Here is a 15,203-nt window from a genome sequence, read left to right as displayed (position 1 = left end):
GGGGACCCGCTGCTTTTAACGAATTATGTGATTCAGATCCCATTCCGAAGATCGCTCCTATACTCATACCTTTCTTTACACAGCAGCGTGCTGTGTGTGCCATTTAAACAGGGATGCAGCTATGCAAAACTCTTCTCAGGGCTCGCCGGACGACGGCGGCGCGCTTAATTTTACCGTACAGCAACGACTGTTTTTTGTGGTGCTGGTGGCCACAATGGGAGCCCTCGCATACGGCTATGACACCGGGATTATTTCCGGCGCACTGCCATATATGACACTACCTGCTGCACAAGGCGGACTTAACCTTACGCCCTTTACCGAAGGGCTGGTGACATCCTCACTGACGTTTGGATCCGCGGTAGGTGCGTTTCTCAGCGGTTACGTCTCCGATCGCTTTGGTCGCCGCATCACCCTGCGCAGTCTGGCGCTGCTGTTTGTCGCCGGCGCTTTTGGTACCACGGTGGCACCTGATATCGAAATCATGGTGGTGATGCGGTTTATACTCGGCATCGCCGTAGGCGGCGGGTCATCTACCGTGCCGGTGTTTATCGCTGAAATCGCCGGCCCTAAGCGTCGTGCGCCGCTGGTAAGCCGCAATGAGCTGATGATTGTTTCTGGCCAGCTGCTGGCTTATATCGTCAGCGCGGCGATGAGTCTTCTGCTGCATGATCCGAAAATGTGGCGCTATATGCTGGCACTGGCAATGGTGCCGGGCGTACTGCTGTTTATCGGCACTTTCTTCGTCCCCGCGTCGCCGCACTGGATGGTAGCGGAAGGCCGCCTCAGTGAAGCGATGCGCATCATGCGTAAGCTGCGCGAAAACCCGCGCGAAATTAAAGCTGAAATGAAAGAGATGCGTGAAAACGCCCGCATGGCACGACAGGGGCCGGCGGCGCGTGAGCTGCTGAAAGAGAAGTGGATTGTTCGTCTGCTGCTGATGGGCTGCGGCATGGGTATTGTACTGCAGTTTACCGGCGTCAACGCCTTTATGTACTACACGCCGATTATCCTGAAGAGTACCGGCATGGGAACCAGCGCCTCGATTGCTGCGACCATTGGCAACGGTGTGGTTTCCGTACTGGCGACGTTTGCCGGTATCAAGGCAATCAGCCACTTTGGCCGACGCAAAATGCTGATGACCGGGTTATGTATTGTTATTGCAATGCAGCTGGCGCTGGGCGCGGTGCTGGTGTTTATGCCAAACAGCATGACGCAGAGCCTGCTGGCGCTCGCCTGTATTCTGGTATTTCTGTTCTTTATGCAGATGTGCATTTCACCGGTTTACTGGCTGCTGATGTCAGAACTCTTTCCAATGCAGGTACGCGGCGTACTGACCGGTTCGGCGGTGGCTTTTCAGTGGATCTGCAATGCGGCAGTGGCCTTTGCCTTTCCGCCTCTGCTGTCGCTGGTGGGTAATAACGCCTTCTTTATTTTTGCCGCTATCAATGTCGGATCGCTGATTTTTGTCGCGCTGGTGCTGCCGAAAACGCGTGGCAAGTCACTGGAGCAGATCGAAGCGCACATGCGTGAACGGTTTGGTGACAAGCGCCAGGAAACGGCGCCTGCAAACTAATCTTTTATGACTCTGCTGCTGTCCGTGCCGCTTTCGCGGCGCGGCGGCAGCGTTCAGAGCAGTACTGTACCTCATCCCAGTTTTTCTCCCACTTTTTGCGCCACGTCATGGGCTTGTGACACTGCTTGCAGTAGCGCACCGGCAGCGCCTGTTTATTACCTTTGAAATCTTTCATTCTTTATCTCCCCCGTAATTAACCCTGGCTATGCTGACGGATATTAATCCGACATTTAGCCTATGAAACGTTAGGTAAATTTAATTTTTAATCATAGTAACAATGACTGCAAATGCGAATCTTTGATTGAATTTTGAAAGAAGAAAAAGAGAGAAAATGATTAAATCATTGCTTTAACCAAGAGGGGATATTTTAACCGTCAATAGCATTAAATCAAAAAATAAACAGGGCATTAAGTTTTTTTATTTCGGATCTGGCGAGGTTGCTGCGATATCCCATAATATTAAACGTGTTTCAAATAAAAACAAAAACCTAAGATTAAATGTAGGCCCTTTCGCCAATAGCTATGGGAATGAAGTGCTAAGCCCACTTTTTAAAAGTTGCAAAATAGAGACTGTGTCATCATTGTATGATGGTGATCCGGTAGAAAACTATAGTGATTTACATAGTGAATCTCACAAACCCAGTGCCAGTGAAGCCAAAATCATAAATAGAGGTGATGAAGTAATTGAAATTAAAGAAATTGTTGAAAGAGTTAATTCCGGCATTGAATTCTTTCCCAGCATCCATGCTTTTGCTCAAGATATCTTCGAAGATAAATTCAAAGTTGAACAATTAGCTGGTACTTCAGAAGTATTTCCTTCACCGCCGGAGTCTTTTATAGAACCACATGAACTAAACCCAAGAAATTCCATCCTTATACCGGAAAACTATTTATTTTAACTAATGACTTCTCTTAATGATTTTTGCGAAAAACCAAGCTTATCAAACGATGGGCAACATTCAGTTTAATGTATTTCAATAATGACTGGCAGGCTGAAAAAGTAAATCATGCCTGCTGAATTTATTTTTTCATCGTCTGCTTTGATTGAGGCCTCAATAATATCACAGAAGCTCAGGGAAAATGCTCAGGTGACGCAATGAAGAATAACAGCACGCCTACATCGCATGATGCGGTCTTCAAAACATTTCTCTCCCACCCGCAAACCGCGCGGGACTTTATGACGCTACATCTGCCGCCTGCGCTGCTCGCGATTTGCGACCTTGCGACTCTCAGGCTGGAGTCTGGTAGTTTTGTTGAAGATGACCTGCGTTCTTACTATAGCGATGTGCTTTATTCGCTAAAAACCCAAAAAGGTGACGGGTATGTACATGTCCTGATTGAGCATCAAAGCTCGCCGGACAGACATATGGCGTTCCGCCTGATGCGCTATGCCGTGGCGGCGATGCAACGTCATCTTGATGCCGGGCATAACGCTTTGCCGCTTGTCATTCCCGTGTTGTTTTATCAGGGTAAGCGCAGCCCCTATCCTTATAGTATGAACTGGCTGCAACTTTTCAGCGAATCGAAGGTAGCAACAACGCTCTATAGTAGCGGATTCCCGTTAGTAGATTTAACGACAATCCCTGATGAAGAAATTATGCAACATCGGAGTATGGCCGCACTAACCCTGCTACAAAAGCATATTCGCCGGCGCGATTTGAAAGAGGTGCTGAACCAGCTGGCTCTGCTAATGGCTGCGGAATTCATGACCGGACAGCAGATGCATGCGCTGGTAAACTATATGCTTCAGGCGGGTGAAACTGCTGATGCAGGCGCCTTTATCCGCGAGCTGGCGCAGCGGGTACTACAACATGAGGATGAACTGATGACAATTGCACAGCAGCTTGAGCAGAAAGGCCGTCAGGAGGGACGTCAGGAAGGGCGGCAGGAGGGACGAGAAGAAGGTTTACGGGAGGGCGTACAGGAAGCGAGCCTCAGGATCGCCCGCAATCTGTTAAAGAATGGCATGGACATTCAGTCTGTTATGAATATGACTGGTCTGACTGAGGAAGAGCTGAAGCACTCTGTCACTAAGTGATTTAAAAGAGGCGCCTAACCAGCTGGCTTTGCTAATGGCTGCGGAATTCATGACCGGATAGCAGATACACGCGCTGGTAAACTATATGCTCCAGGCGGGTGAAACCGCCGATGCAGGCGCCTTTATCCGTGAGCTGGCGCTGCGGGTACCACAACATAAGGATGAACTGATGACGATTGCACAGCAGCTTGAGCAGAAAGGCCGTCAGGAAGGTCGCCTGGAAGGACGACAGGAAGGTCGTCTGGAGGGACGACTAGAGGGACGTCAGGAGGGGCGAGAAGAAGGTTTACGGGAGGGCGTACAGGAAGCGAGCCTCAGGATCGCCCGCAATCTGTTAAAGAATGGTATGGGCATTCAGTCTGTTATAAACGTGACTGGTCTAACTGAGGAAGAGCTGAAGCAAGATTGCCACTAAGAAGCTGAAAATAATCAAAATTAGCCAAAGTAGTTTAACATAAAAAACGCTACCCAGTTCGTATAATGCTATTTATGTTAAATGATAGCGAGTGTTAAATAGTTACCTGCTGACGTTGAAGAGCCGCCCCCTGTCAATAAAGGTAGTTGTCTGCCTGTGGTAATATACAGCGGTCATTTTCAGGGATGGAAATGATGAAGAAGAAAAATCGCACACCCACTCCTCACGATGCCACGTTCCGGCAGTTTCTGACTCACCCGGATGTTGCCCGCGATTTCATGGAGCTTCATCTGCCTGCAAAGCTTCGTGCTATCTGCGACCTCAGCACGCTGAAACTGGAGTCCGGTTCATTTGTTGAAGAGGATCTGCGGCAATATTTCAACGACGTGCTTTACAGCCTGAAAACCACTGCAGGCGATGGATATATACATGTTCTGGTTGAACATCAGTCCACGCCTGACAGGCATATGGCGTTCAGGCTGATGCGCTATGCTGTTGCCGCCATGCAGCGGCACCTTGAGGCGGGCCATAAACAACTGCCACTGGTGATACCGGTGCTGTTCTATACCGGCCGGCGCAGCCCCTATCCATACTCAACGCGATGGCTTGATGAGTTCGATGACCCGGCATTAGCGGAAAATCTCTACTGCAACTCTTTTCCTCTGGTCGATGTTACGGTTATTCCGGATGATGAAATCGCAGACCATCGTAGTATGGTTGCCCTGACTCTGCTGCAGAAGCATATTCATCAACGCGATCTGGCGGAGCTGGTTGACAGGCTTGCCCCCATTTTGCTGGCCGGATATCTCTCTTCATCACAGGTGATATCATTGATACACTATATTATACAGGCAGGCGAAACATCAGACGCTGAGGCCTTTGTACGCGAACTGGCACTGCGTGTGCCGCAACACGGAGACGGACTTATGACCATTGCACAGCAGCTTGAGCAAAAGGGAATCGAAAAAGGTATCGAAAAGGGTATCGAAAAGGGTATCCAGCTTGGTGAACAGCGCGGTATTGAAAAAGGCCGAAACGAAGTCAAACTCGACATTGCGCGTACCATGCTGCAGAACGGTTTCGACCGCAGTACGGTCATGACAATGACCGGCCTGACGGAAGAGGATCTGGCACAAATCCGGCACTGACTGTTTTACGCATCTTTCTGACTGTATCGCTGAGCCGTAATGCTTAGCATCACTGCTCCACCGTTGCATTATGCGCTTTCAGCAATCAGCTGCATTTCATCGGGATTCAGGCCGCCGTAACGCCTGGGCCTGAGCAACATTGCTTTATATCTGCATTAACGTTTACCTGCACCAGACATCCACTATAGACAGTAGCGTCGCTTTTTTACGATCCGCTGAAGAGAGCGTTTGCCTTACTGATTTGCCTGCTGTTGCTGCTTTATCAGCGTTTCCGGCAGTCAGTACATAAAGCTCTGAAGCTTCACTAACGATCATCTTCCATCTACAGTGGTCAGTCGCTCAGCACTCTGCGTTGTCATGCGTACCTGTTCACTGCCTGTTTATCCTGCTGGCAGATATCCAGAGTGGCGGGCTGAGAGATCCGTACCCGATCAAGCTATTCATTTATCTCAATACGCTCATCAGCACATAGTGCTGTACCTGCCGCCAGGTTCGCAGACGACACCTTCCATGCCAGCCTGCACAGTACCAATATGGCTGCGATTGATTTGTTGATTTTCGTAATCAGTTCAACCCCGGCTGCTGATAGCAGCGTCCACTTTTGTAGTGGAAATAACGATACTGTAAGCGAGGTGTCAGGATAGGCTGTTTTTCACCATCCGAAACCAAACCTGACGGCCGCAGTCAGATTTTATAGTAGTCCTTTACCCCGCGCAGTCTGGCAAAACCGATAGGGGGATCCCCGCAATACTTCTTCAGTTTTTCGCAAACTGCTGCTGAAGAGACGTATTCCGCTTTTGCCACTCCTTGAATGCCGTTTCCCTGAATGTGACCGTATACGTCACAAAAACGTGTCCGGATTGACATTAACTAACCGCTGACGACTGCGCTCATTCACTAACCTGACCAGATCCTGATCGTCCAGGGCATTAAGGATCTGGTCATAAAGCTCAGCCGGAACGCAATAGAACGCAGGCTGGTTGCAGTTGAGGCAGGCGCCTCTGCTCTGACCACATGGGGCCGCTAAGCGTGACGCAGTCTGAGCGTGGCTGGCAGCACTCTGCGGTTACAGGCGGGCTCTTCACCCGCAATCAGTGCGCTGACCAGCGCAAAGCACTCCTGCGCCAGACGCGGCACATCCTGCTCAACGGTATCAATCGCTACCGACAGCGAATCATAGAGATAGTGGTCATCAAAGCTGGCGATGCGGATGTTACTGTTGAGCAGATTATGCTGGCTCATATACCGCAGCACCCCTTCCATCAATCCGCAGGCGGCAGTGAAGATCGCCTGTGGCGGGCGGCCAAGCCGGGCGCAAAGCGCAGCAAACATCTCATAACCACTGCTCGGATGATAATTACCATGAATAATCCATTCCGGTCGTGGCGTGACGCCCGCCTGCTCCAGCCCCTGCAGAAAGCCTGCCAGCCGGTCGCGTGTCGGGGAGAGACGCGCCTGCCCGCCAAGGAAATAGATCTCTTCCGGATGGGCGCTCGCCAGCTGCGCCACTAAATCAGCGGTGGGTGTCACCGCATCCGTGATGACCAGCGGCAGCTGCGTATCATTCATATAGCGGTCAAACAGCACAACCGGTAGCTGCTCACTGAGTTTTACATAGTCGCTGTCGCCGGACATGCTGGAGGCAACAATCAGCCCGTCTACCTGACGGGCAACCAGGTTATCCACGACAACCCGTTCCTGCCCGGCATTTTCATCGGTACAGGAGATCAACAGCTGCAGTCCCGCTTCGCGGCAGAGGTTTTCCAGCGCATCAGAGAACACGGCAAACCCGTGGTTGGTGATCTCCGGCACCACCAGACCCAGCGTATGGCTGCGGTTATCGCGCAGCAGGCGCGCATGAATACTGGCCTGATAATGATGCTCACGGGCCAGGGTCAGCACGCGCTCGCGCGTCTCTTTGGCGACGCGCAGCTCTTTGCCCCGGCCATTCAGCACCAGGCTGGCGGTCGCTTTAGAGACGCCAGCCAGGGCAGCAATATCAGTGATGGTTACGCGTTTGGTTTTTCTCACGTCAGGGCATCATTTAGGGAAACAATGACTTATTCTACCACGCAGCGTCGCAGCGGCCAGTAGCGCGCAGTAACTTCTGTGTCCCCGATCAGCCTGAGCTGTGCTGCTGCTGCCGGAAAATAGCGGCTGCTCATTACGCCCTCGCCTTCGTTGATAAAAATCTCTACGCTGGAGTGGTCGCATAAAATCTGCAGCTGCGTTACCGCTCCGCACCAGTAGCGATAGTGCCACTCCCCGCTTTCCAGGCTGCGGCGCGCAAGACGCAGTCCGGCGTCATGCCACTCCAGCAGCAGCGTATCAGCAAAGTTCAGCGTGACACCGCCCGTACCGGTCAGCACCAGCTCCAGCCGCCGGGCGGGGATAGCAGGCACGTCGGCAGCCCGCCCCTGAAAAGCGTGCTCTTCGCCGCGCAGCGCCTGCAATTCAGCTACCGGACGCTGGTAGAGTTTACCGTCGCGCGTGCCCAGCTCGCGGATGCAGGTCATCTGATGGATCCAGCCGCGAGCGATAGTCGGCTGATATCTCTCTTCACCGTCGGGCACACCCATCCATCCCACCAGCAGACGACGGCCATCGGCGGTCAGCGTGGTCTGCGGCGCGTAGAACTCAAAGCCGGCATCCAGTTCATGAAAGCCGCCGTGGGTAAAGCGGGCAGTATCATAGTCCAGATCGCCGGCCAGCCATGCGCTGGGATGTGCGTTAAGAAAGCGCTGTTCCTCAGGCGCAATCCCCTGCGGACAGCAGATAAGAAACGTACTGTCGCCCAGCGTGAAGAGATCGGGGCATTCCCACATGTATCCTGCCGCGCCCAGTCCGTTGAGGCCGCTGCCGGCAATCTCGCCGCGGTTGTGCCACGTATGCAGATCGTCAGAGCACAGCAGCAGAACCTTGCCCTGCAGCTGCGTATCCTGCGCGCCCAGAACCATGTACCAGCGCTCACCGTGCCGCCACACTTTCGGATCGCGGACGTGTCCGGTATACCCGTCGGGCAGCGCAATAACGGGCCCCAGCTTATCGAAACCGCCCGCCTCATTCTGCACCGCCAGACACTGCCAGGCGGTACGGCCGCCGTCGTCAAATTTCACATTCCCGGTATAGACCAGCGTAAGTGCGCCATTGTTGTCCACGGCGCTACCGGAGTAGCAGCCGCTGCGATCATATTCTTCGTCCGGCATCAGCGCGATGGGTTCATGCTGCCACTGCAGCAGATCGGCTGAACTCCAGTGGCCCCAGCACTTATGCTGGTGCCGGCAGCTCAGCGCGTTCCACTGATAGAAGAGATGGTAACGCCCGTTAATGTGAATAAAGCCGTTGGGATCGTTCAGCAGACCCGTTACCGGAGCCAGATGCCAGCCTGGATAGTGTGCATCGCTGAGCGCGCGCGGCTGACCGCGCATCACCGCCTGCAGGATAGCGGGCAATAAGGTTGAGGAGACCATTAGTCTGCATCCGTTTTGTATTTAAGCAGGTACGAAATGACAAAGGCGGCGCTGAAAGCGATCACCATACCGATAGCATAATTGAGCAGCGAGCTGGCCTGCACAATCGCCATCCCCGGAAGACCGGTCAGGCCTACTGCCGTCATATACACATGCACCGAGACAACCCATGCCCCCCCGAGTGCGCCACCAATCAGCCCGGCGACAAAAGGTTTCATAAAGCGCAGGTTGATACCAAAAATGGCTGCTTCGGTGATACCCAGCAGCGCCGAGAAGCCGGAGGGCAGCGCAATAGCTTTGATCTTAATATCTTTGGATTTTAACCATACGGCCAGGCACGCCCCGCCCTGCGCAACGTTGGCCATCGCCCAGATCGGCAGCAGGAAATTCACGCCAATGGCGGGATTGCCCAGCAGTCCCGCTTCAATAGCATGAAAGCTGTGGTGTACACCGGTGATCACAATGACAGAGTAGAGACCGCCAAACAGTAACCCCGCCAGCCAGCCGGCGTGGGCAATCAGCGTGCTCAGGACAAAGGAGATCCCGTCACCCAGCGCACGTCCGGCCGGACCGATAATCAGCAGGGCCACAAAACCGGAGATAATTACCGTCAGGAATGGCGTCAGAATCAGATCCAGCGCGTCCGGGATCACGCGGCGCAGCTGTTTTTCCAGCACGCTCATGAACCATACTGCCAGCAGCACCGGGAACACCGTGCCCTGATAGCCAATCATCGCGACTTCAATACCAAAGAAGTTCATGGTGTGGAAGCCGGCTGCCACGCCCCAGGCGTTGGTCAGTGCCGGGTGTGTCAGGATCCCGCCCAGCGTCGCTCCGAGAAACGGATTGCCGCCAAACTCACGTGCGGCAGTGAACCCGATCAGGATGGGCAGAATGACAAATGCCGCCGAGCTGCACATATCCAGCATGATATAGAGCGCATTTTCCGGATTGACCCAGCCGTAGGTTTTCACCATGCCGAGTAACCCCATCAGCAGACCAGAGGCGACGATGGCCGGGATGATCGGAACAAAAATATTCGACAGCAGACGGGCAATACGCTGAAAAGGATTGAGTTTGCGTGCGGCAATATCCGCCGCTTCTGACTTACTGGTTTCGCTGATGCCAGCTTCGCGGATAAAAGCGGCATATACCTTATTCACCACGCCGGTACCAAAAATAACCTGCAGCTGTCCGGCATTGCGGAAGCACCCTTTTACGCCATCGAGTTTACCGATCGCTGCGGTATCTGCTTTGGCATCATCCACCAGTACCAGACGCAGACGGGTGGCGCAGTGCGCCGCGCTGGCAATATTTTCCCGGCCACCCAGCAGCGGCAGCAGCGCGCGGGAGATCTGTACAACATCCATCGTAACCTCTGTTTTTCGTTGTTGTGCCATTAATCAGAAGGCGGCCCCCGCAGGGGCCGGCTTATCAGAACCAGGTTTCCATCTGTACGCCAAAGTTCCACTCGCCGCCGGCTTTAAAGCCGCTGCTGCCGAATGCATCATCGCCCGCGTAATTATCGAGACGGTGATCCCAGTCCATCCAGCTGGCAAACAGACGAATTTCAGGACGTTTCAGGAAATCGCCCACGTCGCTGGCTTTCAGCGTCGGCGCCACGGTGAGCTTATAGAAGTTGCCGCTGACCGCATTGCGGTTGTTGTAGCCTTCAGGACGCAGATCCATGTACTGATATGAGCCTTCATACTGCATCTCAAAGTTCTGCGTGAATTCCTGAATCAGACGCAGGTTAGCGGTCGCCCATTCATAGCTGTCTCCTTTGACGTAGCGATCTTTACTGCTTTGAGCCAGCAGTGCCGGCGCAATATGCCAGCCGCCGCCCAGCGGCGTAATGCCGTAGCTTGCGAGGCGCCAGGTATCGGCTTCCGGCAGCAGCGCACCGTCTGATCCCAGCGTTTTCACTTCTGCACCCAGACCATGACCGTAAAGCAGCGCCGTTTTAGCCGAGCCTCCACGCAGGCCGTAGAAACTGTCGTTATGTAGCCCCGCTAACACATGCACACCGGTGTTAGCCGCGTTGCTTTTGACGCGATTACCTTCGATATCGGTGCGCTGATCGTTATCTTTAGCGCGCATGCCGCTGAGCATCAGCTGCAGCGGGCCGGCGAAGTTATTCAGCGAAAGGATATAGTTCTGCGCGGTGTTCTCGTTGTTTTCGATATCACCAAAGGTACGTCCGTAGAGTGACAGGTTACTGCGCGCTGTCTCGCCCCACTTTATGTCGTAGATCCCGGCACCGGTACCCGCGAGGAATACCACGTCGGAATCAATCCAGTGAATATCAAAGTTGTCGCGATCGAAGCGCTTACCGGCCCAGACGGTAGAATCTTTGAATGCACCGGAGAAGGTAGGCAACTGCCCCAGCTCAACAAAGGCCTGACGCAGATTGAGATCGCTGCTGGCAGCTGTCCAGTCATTATAAGTACGCTGCCCGTCTGCCAGCATCGCTTTAAAACGGGTGGTCGCGCCGTTCGCCAGCGTCTGTTTATGCTCCAGATTCAGCTCAACATAGGTGTCTGGCTCATTACCCAGCCGGCCTACATGGCCACCGGTCTCGCCGGCCGGCGTGACGGTCGGTCCACCCTGCGTTTTGGCCGCTGAACTGTTCATCAGCAGGCCTGAGCGGGCGTAGCCGTGAAATTCAAATCCTTCATCCCCGCTGTTCTTCGCCGCGGGCGCGGCTTTTGCGGTACGCTGCTCAACCTGATCAATCGCCGTCTGGTTTTGCTGCTGTGCGGCGGCCAGCTTTTGTGCCTGTTTTTCTGCCGCTTCTGCACGATTTTCTGCAACGTCAGCGCGCTGTTCGGCCGCTGCAAGACGTTTTTCCATTGCCGCAAGCCGGGCTTCAATGGCGCTCATATCGGTAGCGGCCCATGTCGCGCCTGGACTTAATAACGCACTGAGGGTGAGAGCGAGGAGGCTTTTTTTCATTGTGTGGCGTCCCTGAGAGGTAGCTATTATCAGATGTTATTTTTTGCTAAACCGGTTTAGTAAGCGAATCCTGACGAGCTTTGTTACAGCACGCAACTGATTTTGCTAAACCGTTTTAAGTGATGTGAACTATCTCGCAAAATAGCGTTGGTCAATAGGGGGGGAAGAGCCGGACAGGTAGCGCGTGAGGAAAAAAAGCAACAGTAGCGAAGCGCAAAAGGAGCAGAGTCAGACTCTGCTCCCGACGATTATTCCGTGGCAATCGGCTGCTGATCAACAGTGACTTTGTCATCACCCTGAATCTGCCGTATACGCTGTTCCGTCTTGCTGACGGCGTCAGCATCTTTCAGCAGCGTGTAAGTCAGCTCAAATGTTGTGCTCTGACCCGGCTGCAGCTGCTTTACTCTGCCCTGCTCTTTTTCAATAGTGACCGGATAGGCATAGCTGGTACCGGGTTCAATACCGGTAACGTAGCCCTGTTTCAGTGTGTCAGTGTTCTTCCACATGGTCAGCATTGGCAGCTGGCGGGTGTCAAACTCGATCGATGCACCTTTGTCGCCTTTGCTGTTAACCACAGCCGCCAGCGTTTTCCCGTTGCTGTCTGCTTTCGGCACCAGGTTAAATACCATCTCGTCAAAATCTCTGGCAGGCGCATCGTAAACGTTCCAGCGTTTCAGCCCTTTCTGCGCATAATCGTTGAAGGGAGAGACAGATTTCAGCGGGGCGATAAAGCGCGCATCTTTCTCCAGAATCGGCGTGCCGAAGTTGCTGTGATAAATAATCTGGTAATCCTGCGGATAATCACCGTGGTTGGTTAACACATCATGCAGGGTGAATGCGTCTGCACCCGGCACGTAACGCAGCTCGGTCCAGGTGGCAAGGTTCGATTTCTTAAACGTGTGCTCTTTCAGCAGGCCGCGAATACGGATTTCATGCGGGGCCTTGTCATCGACTGTCACTTCAACCTGCGAAGCGGGTGTATTGCCCGCTTTACCGTGCAGCGTATAAATGCGGCCATCTTTGGTGACCGGATGCCCGGTCCACTCATAACCGCAGCGCACCATCATTTCATTGAAGCCATCAAGCCAGCCGAGGCCGTTGCGGCTCTCCAGATTGATGTAAGCCGGGTTAACCACTTCATCCACAGGTGAATCCCAGCCCAGACGCACGCCATGTCCCCTGACGTGCAGCAGATCCATACCGCGGGTCGGGCTGAGCGCAATGGTCAGGCCATCGGGGCTGGTAATCGTGATGACTTTAGAGCCCTCCTGCTTGCCGCCATGCAGCACTTTCTGCTCAATGCTGAACGGCTGGCCGCCCAGCTTCAGCGCTTTACTGTCGATGTGCCAGTTTCCCTTATCTGTACCGGCTTCAGCATCCGTCAGCACCCATGTCTGTGCTGCTGCCTGAACGCTGATTCCCGCCATAACCATACCGGCCAATAGTGCTAATTTCATGATGATGCATCCTTTGCTGAATTGATTTAGCTAATGTCAGCTAAGCGTACAAACATGAGGAAAAAGAAACCGTGAGGTGCTTCACTTCGGTCAGTTATGCCGTCAGCAATCTTGATAAATTTGGCTTAGATCACGTTTTATAATGTTCAGACGGCGTTTTTGGCAGTTCAGAGAGCAAAGTTGAGCTGAAAATCCGGCATTCACCTAAATCGTTTCAGCTTTAAGGTGGGATAAATAAAGGTGCGCTGGCTGACTCTCAGCAACGAGAGCAGCCCGGTCACGGAATAGTGTCGTTTACGGAGGGAAGTTTCGATGTAACGAACAGGCAGGTTTAGTAGTGATAGCGGCAGGATGCTATCAGCAGAGCATCATCGCTAACGGCGTAGACAAGCCGATGTTCAGCTGTGATCCTCCGGGACCAGAACCCCGCAAGATGATGCTTTAGAGGTTCGGGCTTTCCCTTCCCCTCAAATGGCGTCCTGCTGGCATCCTTAATGAGCTCATTTATTTTTTTTACCGTTTTTTTATCCGTATCCTGCCAGTAAAGATAATCTTCCCATGCTTCAGCAGACCATGTCAGTTTCACTCAATGACGTCCCTCTCCATACCGTTACCGCTTTTAAGGCTTTCAATGGAGTCCATAAGTCTGCGCGCATTTTTCGGAGACCGAAGCAGGTATGCAGTTTCTTCAAGTGAGTTGTACTCCTCAAGTGACATCAATACGCATGATTCACCGTTCTGACGGGTAATAAGCACCGGGGCTCTGTCCTCAACCGTTTGCAGCATTGTTGCAGACAGATTCTGTCTTGCTTCACTGTAGCTTATTGCTTTCATATGAACCTCCCATCATTGTACTTATTATTGTACAGTGATTTCTATAAGGAAGAAAGTCAGTGAACAAAGCATTCAACGCTGCTCCCGGTTTCCCTGACATCAGCCCTGTAACCCTTTACTCACTGTAATCTTCAATTTCTGCTCCCGGTACGGTGCAATGACCTCAAACCCCTTCAATCAGGCAAGCTGCTGCTGCAGCTGATCAAGATAAGGCAGCGCGGTCATTGCGCCTTTTGCCGTGGTCGCCAGTCCGCCGCAGATCTGCGCACGCTCCAGGCACTCTTTAAGCTGCGCGTCATCCTGCGGCAAGCCCTGTCCGGCTAAATGCCACAGCAGCCCGGCCACAAAAGCGTCCCCGGCACCAGTAGTATCCACACTGACCACAGGGCGCGCCGGATAGTGTTGCAGCATGCCCCGCGACCATGCCTGTACCCCCTGCCTGCCCTGAGTCACCAGAACAAGCTTAATTGCATACTGTTCAGCCAGCTGCTGCATACCTGCCGCGATGTCATCAGTATTACAGATAAAGGTCAGCTCTTCTTCTGAAAGTTTCACTACGTCAGCCAGCGCCAGCGCACCGGAAAGCGCGTCGCGCAGCGCCGTGTCATCTGCCCATAAATCGTGCCGGATATTGGGGTCAAAACTCACAAAGCCGCCTGCTTCGCGCAGTTGCCGCATCGCTGTCAGCGTAGTGTTTCTGGAGGGATCTCTGAGCAATGCAATCGAGCAGCAGTGCAGCCATTCGCCTGCCTGGAATACGGGCAGTTCATGGGTTTCAATAAACAGATCGGCAGAGGGGCGAACCATAAACGTAAACGTTCGCTCGCCGTCAGCGTCCAGCGCCACAACCACGACCGACGTGCGCTGCGCGTCGTCCGGCTGCATAAATGCTGTATCTACCCGCTCGGCATTCAGGGTATCAATCAGGAAGGTACCAAAGGGATCGCCACCTACTTTGCCGATGAAGCCGCTGTTGCCCTGAAGTCTGGCGATGCCCACTGCCACATTCGCGGGCGCGCCTCCGGGACACTGAATCAATCTGTTATCACATTCCGGCAGCAAATCCACGACTGCATCGCCCAGACACCATACCCGCTTGGCCATTATTCCTTCTCCTGATTGTCAGCTAAATCGGTTTAGCTATAGCATATTATTATGCATAAACGGAAACAGTTAGGGAGGTTCAGGTCATTATTTTGCGAAAGTGTGCAGAAGATGCCAGATTTTGTGAGTGAAGAAAGGAGTTGAGACGCGCTAAAAGGCAGGGTGCCGGCAAGGTAATTGCGCGGCGCCTGACAGGGACAGCCCGGCAGA

14 protein-coding genes and 1 pseudogene are annotated in these 15,203 nt (G+C 53.2%); 5 read left to right on the top strand and 10 right to left on the bottom strand.

The window, feature by feature from the left end; translation table 11 throughout:
* Window positions 1–121 precede the first annotated feature (121 nt).
* Window positions 122–1,573 (top strand): sugar porter family MFS transporter, encoded by a 1,452-nt coding sequence (locus tag LAC65_RS16530; protein ID WP_192415535.1) that lies wholly within the window; start codon window positions 122–124, stop codon window positions 1,571–1,573.
* Window positions 1,574–1,577: 4 nt separating this feature from the next.
* Here LAC65_RS16530 and LAC65_RS16525 read toward each other — a convergent pair whose 3' ends face one another.
* Complete coding sequence (locus LAC65_RS16525) at window positions 1,578–1,748, bottom strand: DUF2256 domain-containing protein (protein ID WP_071882943.1); 171 nt, start codon at window positions 1,746–1,748, stop codon at window positions 1,578–1,580.
* Between the two features lie 396 nt (window positions 1,749–2,144).
* Here LAC65_RS16525 and LAC65_RS16520 point away from each other — a divergent pair, with 396 nt between their 5' ends.
* The 4 genes from LAC65_RS16520 (at window position 2,145) to LAC65_RS16505 (ending at window position 5,173) form a co-directional block, all read left to right on the top strand.
* Window positions 2,145–2,471 carry a hypothetical protein gene (locus LAC65_RS16520; RefSeq protein WP_144380355.1) on the top strand — a complete coding sequence of 109 codons (327 nt, stop codon included), beginning with the start codon at window positions 2,145–2,147 and terminating at the stop codon, window positions 2,469–2,471.
* Window positions 2,472–2,668: 197 nt separating this feature from the next.
* Window positions 2,669–3,610 (top strand): Rpn family recombination-promoting nuclease/putative transposase, encoded by a 942-nt coding sequence (locus LAC65_RS16515; protein ID WP_040113383.1) that lies wholly within the window; start codon window positions 2,669–2,671, stop codon window positions 3,608–3,610.
* A gap of 85 nt (window positions 3,611–3,695) precedes the next feature.
* On the top strand, window positions 3,696–4,025 hold the full coding sequence (locus LAC65_RS16510) for an RpnC/YadD family protein (protein ID WP_052246535.1): 330 nt from the start codon (window positions 3,696–3,698) through the stop codon (window positions 4,023–4,025).
* Between the two features lie 194 nt (window positions 4,026–4,219).
* The gene (locus tag LAC65_RS16505) at window positions 4,220–5,173 is read left to right on the top strand and encodes an Rpn family recombination-promoting nuclease/putative transposase (RefSeq protein WP_040113433.1); all 954 of its coding nucleotides are present in this window, start codon (window positions 4,220–4,222) and stop codon (window positions 5,171–5,173) included.
* Between the two features lie 841 nt (window positions 5,174–6,014).
* On the opposite strand, the pseudogene LAC65_RS16495 reads toward LAC65_RS16505, so the two are convergent.
* The 9 genes and pseudogenes from LAC65_RS16495 to LAC65_RS16455 form a co-directional block, all read right to left on the bottom strand.
* Window positions 6,015–6,170 (bottom strand): annotated as a pseudogene (locus tag LAC65_RS16495) (type II toxin-antitoxin system Phd/YefM family antitoxin); the annotation flags it as partial.
* Window positions 6,171–6,196: 26 nt separating this feature from the next.
* Entirely contained in the window at window positions 6,197–7,204 is a 1,008-nt protein-coding gene (locus LAC65_RS16490; protein WP_040113382.1) for a substrate-binding domain-containing protein, read from the bottom strand.
* A gap of 29 nt (window positions 7,205–7,233) precedes the next feature.
* Window positions 7,234–8,643: a sucrose-6-phosphate hydrolase gene (locus LAC65_RS16485; RefSeq protein WP_040113381.1), complete on the bottom strand. Its 1,410-nt coding sequence runs from the start codon at window positions 8,641–8,643 to the stop codon at window positions 7,234–7,236.
* Complete coding sequence (locus LAC65_RS16480) at window positions 8,643–10,013, bottom strand: sucrose-specific PTS transporter subunit IIBC (RefSeq protein ID WP_040113380.1); 1,371 nt, start codon at window positions 10,011–10,013, stop codon at window positions 8,643–8,645. Before LAC65_RS16480 ends, LAC65_RS16485 begins: the two co-directional genes overlap by 1 nt.
* A 64-nt stretch (window positions 10,014–10,077) precedes the next feature.
* Window positions 10,078–11,598, bottom strand: a complete 1,521-nt coding sequence (locus tag LAC65_RS16475; protein ID WP_040113379.1) for a carbohydrate porin — start codon at window positions 11,596–11,598, stop codon at window positions 10,078–10,080.
* A gap of 248 nt (window positions 11,599–11,846) precedes the next feature.
* On the bottom strand, window positions 11,847–13,055 hold the full coding sequence (locus tag LAC65_RS16470; RefSeq protein WP_192415528.1) for an aldose 1-epimerase family protein: 1,209 nt from the start codon (window positions 13,053–13,055) through the stop codon (window positions 11,847–11,849).
* A gap of 331 nt (window positions 13,056–13,386) precedes the next feature.
* A complete protein-coding gene (locus LAC65_RS16465) occupies window positions 13,387–13,641 on the bottom strand; it encodes a Txe/YoeB family addiction module toxin (RefSeq protein ID WP_040113377.1) in 255 nt (84 codons plus the stop codon).
* Entirely contained in the window at window positions 13,638–13,889 is a 252-nt protein-coding gene (yefM, locus tag LAC65_RS16460; RefSeq protein ID WP_040113376.1) for a YoeB-YefM toxin-antitoxin system antitoxin YefM, read from the bottom strand. The genes LAC65_RS16465 and yefM overlap by 4 nt, the downstream gene beginning before the upstream one ends.
* Window positions 13,890–14,066: 177 nt before the next feature.
* On the bottom strand, window positions 14,067–14,993 hold the full coding sequence (locus tag LAC65_RS16455; RefSeq protein WP_040113375.1) for an aminoimidazole riboside kinase: 927 nt from the start codon (window positions 14,991–14,993) through the stop codon (window positions 14,067–14,069).
* Between the last annotated feature and the right edge of the window lie 210 nt (window positions 14,994–15,203).

Origin of the sequence: Pantoea eucrina, assembly GCF_020079945.1 — a bacterium.
In the GTDB taxonomy this organism is placed as follows: Bacteria; Pseudomonadota; Gammaproteobacteria; order Enterobacterales; family Enterobacteriaceae; genus Pantoea; species Pantoea eucrina.
Note: the sequence above shows the minus strand (reverse complement) of the source record. Positions and strands in the feature narration are given on the sequence as shown.

Coding starts and splice junctions, on each gene's coding strand:
- LAC65_RS16525 (WP_071882943.1), bottom strand. CDS start 1,748: ATGAAAGATTTCAAAGGTAATAAACAGGCGCTGCCGGTGCGCTACTGC.
- LAC65_RS16530 (WP_192415535.1), top strand. CDS start 122: ATGCAAAACTCTTCTCAGGGCTCGCCGGACGACGGCGGCGCGCTTAAT.
- LAC65_RS16480 (WP_040113380.1), bottom strand. CDS start 10,013: ATGGATGTTGTACAGATCTCCCGCGCGCTGCTGCCGCTGCTGGGTGGC.
- LAC65_RS16485 (WP_040113381.1), bottom strand. CDS start 8,643: ATGGTCTCCTCAACCTTATTGCCCGCTATCCTGCAGGCGGTGATGCGC.
- LAC65_RS16505 (WP_040113433.1), top strand. CDS start 4,220: ATGAAGAAGAAAAATCGCACACCCACTCCTCACGATGCCACGTTCCGG.
- LAC65_RS16515 (WP_040113383.1), top strand. CDS start 2,669: ATGAAGAATAACAGCACGCCTACATCGCATGATGCGGTCTTCAAAACA.
- LAC65_RS16510 (WP_052246535.1), top strand. CDS start 3,696: ATGCTCCAGGCGGGTGAAACCGCCGATGCAGGCGCCTTTATCCGTGAG.
- LAC65_RS16470 (WP_192415528.1), bottom strand. CDS start 13,055: ATGAAATTAGCACTATTGGCCGGTATGGTTATGGCGGGAATCAGCGTT.
- LAC65_RS16455 (WP_040113375.1), bottom strand. CDS start 14,993: ATGGCCAAGCGGGTATGGTGTCTGGGCGATGCAGTCGTGGATTTGCTG.
- yefM (WP_040113376.1), bottom strand. CDS start 13,889: ATGAAAGCAATAAGCTACAGTGAAGCAAGACAGAATCTGTCTGCAACA.
- LAC65_RS16475 (WP_040113379.1), bottom strand. CDS start 11,598: ATGAAAAAAAGCCTCCTCGCTCTCACCCTCAGTGCGTTATTAAGTCCA.